This window comes from Micrococcus sp. (assembly GCF_034179925.1).
Taxonomy (GTDB): domain Bacteria; phylum Actinomycetota; class Actinomycetes; order Actinomycetales; family Micrococcaceae; genus Micrococcus.
The window spans coordinates 1-7,268 of the sequence record NZ_JAXFPG010000001.1; the positions used below are offsets into that span (position 1 = coordinate 1).

General features: G+C 72.3%; 7 protein-coding genes. 1 reads left to right on the forward strand and 6 read right to left on the reverse strand.

What is annotated here, in order from left to right:
- Positions 1–18: 18 nt before the first annotated feature.
- The 4 genes from SPI96_RS00005 to SPI96_RS00020 form a co-directional block, all read right to left on the reverse strand.
- The gene (locus tag SPI96_RS00005; RefSeq protein WP_321080314.1) at positions 19–1,155 is read right to left on the reverse strand and encodes a hypothetical protein; all 1,137 of its coding nucleotides are present in this window, start codon (positions 1,153–1,155) and stop codon (positions 19–21) included.
- A 477-nt stretch (positions 1,156–1,632) separates the two neighbouring features.
- Positions 1,633–2,298, reverse strand: a complete 666-nt coding sequence (locus SPI96_RS00010) for an alpha-ketoglutarate-dependent dioxygenase AlkB (RefSeq protein ID WP_321080315.1) — start codon at positions 2,296–2,298, stop codon at positions 1,633–1,635.
- Positions 2,299–2,403: 105 nt separating this feature from the next.
- Entirely contained in the window at positions 2,404–2,796 is a 393-nt protein-coding gene (locus tag SPI96_RS00015; protein WP_321080316.1) for a type II toxin-antitoxin system VapC family toxin, read from the reverse strand.
- A complete protein-coding gene (locus tag SPI96_RS00020) occupies positions 2,796–3,071 on the reverse strand; it encodes a type II toxin-antitoxin system prevent-host-death family antitoxin (RefSeq protein ID WP_321080317.1) in 276 nt (91 codons plus the stop codon). The genes SPI96_RS00015 and SPI96_RS00020 overlap by 1 nt, the downstream gene beginning before the upstream one ends.
- A gap of 98 nt (positions 3,072–3,169) precedes the next feature.
- Here SPI96_RS00020 and arfB point away from each other — a divergent pair, with 98 nt between their 5' ends.
- Positions 3,170–3,613, forward strand: coding sequence for an alternative ribosome rescue aminoacyl-tRNA hydrolase ArfB (arfB, locus tag SPI96_RS00025; RefSeq protein WP_321080318.1), 444 nt, complete (start codon positions 3,170–3,172; stop codon positions 3,611–3,613).
- A gap of 10 nt (positions 3,614–3,623) precedes the next feature.
- Here arfB and SPI96_RS00030 read toward each other — a convergent pair whose 3' ends face one another.
- Both SPI96_RS00030 and SPI96_RS00035 read right to left on the reverse strand, forming a co-directional pair.
- The gene (locus SPI96_RS00030) at positions 3,624–3,986 is read right to left on the reverse strand and encodes a zinc ribbon domain-containing protein YjdM (protein ID WP_321080319.1); all 363 of its coding nucleotides are present in this window, start codon (positions 3,984–3,986) and stop codon (positions 3,624–3,626) included.
- Positions 3,987–4,116: 130 nt separating this feature from the next.
- A complete protein-coding gene (locus SPI96_RS00035) occupies positions 4,117–6,957 on the reverse strand; it encodes a multicopper oxidase domain-containing protein (RefSeq protein ID WP_321080320.1) in 2,841 nt (946 codons plus the stop codon).
- Positions 6,958–7,268 lie beyond the last annotated feature (311 nt).

Consider the following 7,268-nt stretch of genomic DNA (forward strand, 5'->3'; position numbering starts at 1 on the left):
CCCCCCCCCCGGTCCGGGTCAGAGGGTGGCGGAGCCGCCGGCGACGGAGTTGAGATCCTCCTCGGTGATGCGGGTGGCACCCTCGGGCACGGTGATCATGTCCACGGCGTCGCCGTACTCCACACGCATCGGCAGCTGGGAGTCGCGCAGGTGCTGCAGGACGTCGAGGTCCTTCTGGGCGGCGTCCTCGGGCGGCGCGACGAGGTCCGCAGTCTGCAGCGGGTCCACCTCGACGGCCTTGATGGTCTCGCCGTCGATCTCCTGGATCACGTCGAAGGTGTTGTCGTTGAGGCGGGGCAGCAGGTCGTCCACGGTGGACGCCTCCCGGGAGGGGATGGCCTCGGCCTCGGCCTGGGCCTGCAGGAGCTTGTCCACGAGGTCGCGGTTGGCCTCCACCACGCGCTTGACGTGGACCTTCACCTCGTAGCGGTTGCCGCCGAGGTCGGTGACGTCGCTGTTCTCGAGGATAGAGGCGCGCAGGCGGTCCCGCTCCTCGGGGGTGAGGGCCTCGGCGTCCACGTGGGCCTGCCGCTGGGCCTCCTCACGGAACTGGGTGGTCAGGGCCTTGTCGAAGCCGATCCAGCGGCCGCTGATGAGGTCCACGACCCACTGCAGCTCGCTGGGAGTGGAGGCAATCTGGGACTGGAGATCGTCGGCGAGCCGCCGCGCATCGGTGGTGCCGGTGCGGCGCAGCACCTCGAGGACGTCCGCGCGCAGGTACAGCTCGTGGTCGCCGATCTCGACGAGCTCGACCATGCGGTCGCCCGAGATCGCCCAGGCCGCTGCGGAGTCCGAGTCCGCCGGGGTCTGGGCATCGGCCACGGGGACGCCCTCGCGGGTGGATGTGGCCTGCGTGGTGAAGGTGGACTCCCGCAGGCGGTCCAGGAACGGCTTGACGTCCGCGTACTCCTGGTCGCTCAGGCGGTCGTTCTCGGGGCCGCGGGCGAGGTCCTCGAGCTGGGCCTCGGTGGCGGTGATGCGCACTGTCGAGCTCTGCTCGGTGGCCTCGGCCAGGCGGTCCGTGGCGATACGTACGCGCTCAGCCGGCTCCGGGCCGGTGATGGACTCGATGATGCCGCACCCGGTGAGGGCGAGAGCGCCGGTCACGCCGACGGCGGCGAGGGCAGCAGTGCGGGATGCGCGGGGGCGGGACATGGTGGATCCTCCTGAGCTGGGGCGAGGGGGACGGCACCCGCGAATTGCGCGGGCACTGTGCACGCCCTCGACGCTATCAGGCACAGGCGGGGCGGTGCCGCGAGGGTGTGGATTATGGCCCCCTCGGCCCGGGAGCGTCCGCCGAGGGTGGTGTCGTTCTCGTTGGTGCCGTCCAGCTGGATCTGGCAGCCGGTGGAGGTAGACACCTCCCGCTTATTCACGAACCAGTTTCGGTAAATGGGCGTCGTTGGATAAGGCAATTGGCCCTGACTACCGCCCGACTCCTTCGGATCAGGACTCCGACGCCTCGCCATGGGCGTTTCCCGCCGGTCTTCGAGCGTCATTTCCCACGAGCTTCAACGCCGGGACTACGTAGAGGCGGTGCGTCGGCGCCCGGACACACCCTCCCAGCGCCCGCCGTGCCGCCGTCGTCGTGCGCCACGACGTGCGTCGCCGTGCGTGCCCCGGTGTGCAGGGTCAGTCGCTCAGGCCCGTCATGCGGAGGGTGAGGTTGAGGCGGTGCCCCGACAGTCCGCACCCCTGCGGTGCAGTGCCTGGCAGCACCGACCTCACCCCGTGGAAGGCCAGGCGGGAGGGGCCGCCGAACACGAACAGGTCCCCCGAGCGCAGTTCGAGGTCCCAGTGGGGCCGGGCACGGGTCTGCGGCGTGCCGATGCGGAAGCGGCAGGCGTCCCCGATGGAGAGGGACACCACCGGGGCCAGCGACTGCTCATCCCTGTCCTGGTGCAGGCCCATGTGCGCCTGAGCGTCATAGAGGTTCGCCAGCACCGCATCCGGGGTGTAGCGGCCCGCGTGGGGATCTCCGACGGCGTCGAGCGCGGCCCTGCCCAGGCGGACCACCCAGCCCGGCACCTCCAGCACCCGCCGGCCGTTCACGTCCACCGCCTCCCGTGAGTAGCCCCCGGCATGCCAATGCCACCCCAGGCACACCGTGCGCACGCTCATGGAATGCGTGCCGATCACCGTGGAGTGCAGCGGCACCGGACCGGCCGCCCACTCGTCGAAGCGTTCCACGATCCACCGCTGCTGCTCCAACGAGAGGAACCCGGGCACGTGGTGCGCGCCCTCCGGCAGGGCCACGGCGGGGCGGGGCAGAACGTCGTCGCCGAACAGGGGCTCCATGCCGCCCCAGGCTAGTCCGGCCGAGGAACGACGGCGGACCGGGCTGCAGGCCCGCGGGGGTACCCACTCGATGAGAGCGGGTACCCGCCGAGCCGCACAGCAGGCTCAGGCGCCGGGGGTGACCACACCGAGGCCGACCGCCTGAGCGGCCTCCGCCAAACGGACGTCGTAGGTGAGGACCGCATCGGCGGCGAGGCGGATCGCAGACTCGAGGTGCACAGCGTCGAGGGAGCGCAGGTGCGGGATCGGCAACAGCCCTGCACCCCGGTACACGGCCCGATCCGGAGTAGCGAGGCTGACACCGGCGAGAAGCTCGGAGACCTGCCCCTGAGGCAGGGCCTCCCGGACGGCGATACGGCGCATCTCCGTCTCCAGGAGATCGCTGGAGACCAGTTCCGCGGGAGTCTCGTCCAGCCAGTCGGCCAGCGGCTCACTGTGGGGCTGGTCCAGGAGGAGGGCCGCGAGCGCAGAGGTGTCCACGTAGACGCGCTGGAGCATCACAGGCGATCCTCGCGCAGCTCATCCAGGATCCGCGTGACGGGCTGGCCGGAACGGTGGCGGCGCGCGGCCAGCTCCGACCATGCACCGGAGCGGACGGCCGGACGCATGGGCAGGGTCGGCCTGCTGGGAGCGTCCACGGGCACCAGTCGGCCGACCGGTTCGCCGGCGTTGGTCACGAGGAAGGACTGGCCAGCCGCGACCGCCCGCAGAACCCGGCCGGACTCGTTGCGCAGTTCCCGCTGGGAAAGGGTCTCGTCGGCATCCAGGCTCATGGCCCGATCGTAGCACCCGTGCTACACCGGGTTCCGGGGCCAGCGCCCACAGAGCGTGGCCAACGCCGGCATCCCCCGCACCCGGTAGGTTCGGCCTCATGGACGATCTGCGTGTGCAGCCAGGCCCGGGCGCGCCCCGGGGGCTGGTGATCCCCGCCGCAGAGCTGGCCGAGCGCTTCTCCCACGCCTCCGGCCCCGGCGGTCAGGGCGTGAACACGGCGGACTCGCGCGTGCAGCTCAGCCTGGACCTGGGCACGACGACGGCGCTCACCCCCACCCAGCGCGAGCGCGCCCTGGCCGGGCTCGCAGGCCGGCTCACGGGCACCGTGCTGACGGTCGCGGCTGAGGAACACCGCTCCCAGAGGCGCAACAGGACGGCCGCCCGCGAGCGCATGGCCGCCCTGCTGCGTCAGGCCCTGGCACCGCCGGTACCCCGGCGGGCGACGAAGCCCACCCGGGGCTCCCAGCGGCGCAGGCTGCAGGCCAAGCGGCAGCGTGGGGAGGTCAAGCGCGCCCGGAGGCGGCCGTCGTCGTCGGAGTGAAGGGGTGCGGTCAGGCCTTCTTGACCACCGAGGACTTCAGGTACATCTGGCCCTCGCCGGGGACCTTGGCGCTGATGTCGTGGCCGTCCACGGGGGACTCGAGCAGGCGGATGCCACGCACCTTGGTGCCAGCCTTGATGGTGGAGCCGCCCTTGACCTTGAGGTCCTTGGCGATGGTGACGTCGTCGCCCTCGGCCAGCGGGTTCCCGACCGCGTCGCGCACCACGGCGGCGGCCTGCGCAGCCTCCTGCTCGGCGGCCTCGGCCTCCGGCGACCACTCGTGGGCGCACATGGGGCAGGTCAGCAGGGCGCCGGACTCGTAGGTGTAGTCCTCGGAGCAGGAGGGGCAGGGCGGCAGGGCGGTCTCGGTCATGCGCCCAGTCTGCCCCACCCCCTGCACTCCGGGGGCGAAAACGCCCGGAATTCCCGCTGTATAACGGGCTCTTTCGCCCCCGGAGCGATGGGAGAGGGGGCGGATGTGGAGGGGGCGGGGCAGAGGGGGGTCAGTCGGTGACTTCCACCAGGCCTCGGGCCCCGCGCTCGGCCTGCATCATCGAGTGGTCCACCATCGGGTAGCGGCCGGCCTCGGGGAACACGGTCTCCACGAACCCACCCTGAGCCGCGGCCAGGCCCAGCACCTGCGAGCCGCCCGAGGCCGTGCCGAAGGCGTCACGGCCGTCCTTGAGCTGATAGGCGCCCTCGGCGTACACGGTGTCGAACTGGGTGCCCACGATGTGGAAGTTCGACCCGTGGTTCGGCCCGGCGGCGAGCACCCAGAAGCGCACCCGCTCCCCCGCCACGGCCTGCAGCGGGTGCTGACGGTACTGGTCCGCGATCCCGTTGAACACCACCATGTCCGGGTCGCCGGCCGCCGCCCGTGCCGCGTCCACCTCTGCGGCCTCCTCCTGGGAGGCCCCGGTACCGGGCTGCACATACACCTCGGACTGGACGATGACGTACTCACGGTCCACGGGCTCCAGGCCCGGCGGATCGATCATCACGGCCCCGAACATGCCGGCGCTGATGTGGGAGGTCATCGGGGCGGCCCCGCAGTGGTACATCCAGATCCCGGCCCGACGCGCGGTGAACCGATACACCAGCTGCTCGCCCGGGGCGATGGTCCGCATCACCGTGTTCGGCGCGACCTCGCTGGCGTGGAAGTCGATGGAGTGCTCCATGGCACTGTCGTTGACGAAGGTCACCTCGAAGGTGTCCCCGACCTTCCCGCGGATGGTCGGGCCCATCGCCCCGGCCGGGTCCGGGGAGCCGGGCGGGCCGTCCTGGGCGGCGCCGTCGTCGTTCCGGCCCTCGGCGTTCTGGCCGTCGGCATTCTCCGGCGCCCCGCCGGAGTAGGGCCAGCGCTTCTGCCACACGCCCGGGGCGACCTCCACGTCCATCTCGCTGGCGCGCAGGGTGAAGCGGTGGTCTACCCCCTGCGGGGTGGGCGGGGCGGTGGCGTCCACGCTGCGGGTCAGCGCGACGGTCGGGTCGAACACGGTGCGTCCCGGTGCGGCCTGCACCCCGGCGGCCGAGTGTTCGCCGTGGCCGCCCTGCCCGTCGGCGCCGTCCGCGGCCGTCGTACCCTCCTGCCCGGTCACATGCAGGGAGAACACCATGCCCTGCTGGTGGTGGCCCACGATGGTGCACCAGCCCTCCGCGGACTCCCCCACCACGCCGAGGTCCAGCACGGCGCTCTGCCCGGGTGAGAGGCGGGGCGTGGTCTGCCCGGCGATGCTGAGATCGTGCACCGCGGACGCGTCCGTGTTGTGCACCGTCAGCACCACCCGGTCCCCTGCCTGGGCCTCCACCACGCTCGGGGTGAAGCGCATGTCCGCGGCCTCCACGGCCACCTCCAGGGTCCGGCCCGTCGGCACGACGGCGGTACTGGCGGCCGGGCGCGCCGGGGCGGCCAGGCTCTGGCCCACCGCCACCCCCACGGCGACGATCAGCGCCAGCGCGGTGAGGCCGGCGAGCACGCCGGTGGCCGTGAGGGTCTTCGGGATGAGAGGCACCCCGAGCCGCGGAGCGGGGTTCCCGGGGGCGGCGGCGGGGACGGCCGGCGCCCCGGACACGGTGGCGGCGGGGACGGCCGGCGCCCCGGGGGCAGTACCAGCGCGCTCGGCCGCCATGGCCCGGCGCTCGGCCACGGCCGCGCGGATCCCGCCGATCATCAGGGGGATGAACACCAGGAACGCCAGCATCGCCGCCGCGGACAGCCCGACCCGAACCCAGGTGGGGGTCGGTAGCATCCAGAGCAGCAGGGCGCCGTTGATGACGGTCAGGCGCAGGCTTGCCCAGCGGTCGAACCACTGCCCGGCGGCACGCACCACGCGGGGACCGCCGCCGAGCACGCTGGGCAGCAGGTAGCTGAGTGCGCCGGTGAGCAGCTGCAGCATGAACCCGCCCACCCAGTAGGCGGCCAGGCCGGGATAGTCGCGGACGATGGACCCGGAGTCCGAGGTGAGCACCAGCACACCGGTCAGCCCGGTGGCCAGCACGAACCAGATCATCGCGGCCCCGATCGAGGCGGGGGCGAACTCCTGCGGCGGGCGGGCCCGGAACGGGGCGATCAGTGTGCGCCCCCACCACAGCACCAGGGCCAGGTGCACAGCCAGGGCGAGGACCGCCGTCGTGGTCCACCCGGCGACGGCGGCGCCCACCACGGCCAGGACGGCCAGGTTGAGCGGGAGGAACACTTGGCGGGCGGCGCGTTCGGCGCGGTCGTCCATGCGGGCGCGCAGCACGGTGGGCCAGAAGGTGATGAGGGTGCCGACGAGGGTCATGCCGACCCAGCCGAGGATCATGGTGAGCGTGTGCGCCACGAGCAGGCGGGCGTGCCACTGCTCGGACAGGCCCCGGGCCAGGAGCACGCCGAACGTGACGCCCACGGGCAGCCAGGCGGCGGCGGCCAGGTAGTAGTGGATGGTGATGCGGAACCGCAGCGGCAGGGCCCGGCGCAGCTGACGGAACAGGCTGACGCCGTGCCACACCACCACTGCGGCGAGCACGGTGCCGCCGGCCACGGCCAGCGGCCACAGGGCGGCGGGGACGGCGACGAACACGGCGGCGGAGCCGAGCAGGAACAGCAGCAGGCGCAGGCTCTGGTGGCGGTCCTGGTTCGGGAGCGGGCGGGTCTTGAGCAGGGCGTTGGCGAAGTGGCGGCTCCACACGAGGATCGAGTGGCTGAGCGCGCCGAGGACCACCAGGTGGACCATGAGCCAGGTGGCCGAGGGCACCCAGCGGTGCACCAGGGCGACGACGGCGGCCGCGGTCAGCCACAGCACCACGGTGTAGTCCCGCAGGGGGTTGCGACGACGGCGGGTGGGGTGCTGCGTGGGAACCATGGCCGCCATAATACTTGCGGTCGACATGCCGATTATGGATATGTCCCCGTCCCACTCCCGTGTATGAAACGGGAGCCGCCAGATGCATTCCCGTGTATGAAACGGGAGCCTCTGAGAGCGCTTCCGTGTGTGATGCGGGGGGTCAGGGTGTGGTGGGGGTGTCGATGGGCCCGGTGCAGCCCCAGGCGGTGGGGTCCACGGTGCAGTCGTCCTCGACGTTGCGGGTCACGGTGGCCCAGATGTCCGCGGTGACCGGTTGCGCGGTCCGGGTCAGCGAGCCGGGGATGCTCTGCCAGGGCCCGTCTCCGACA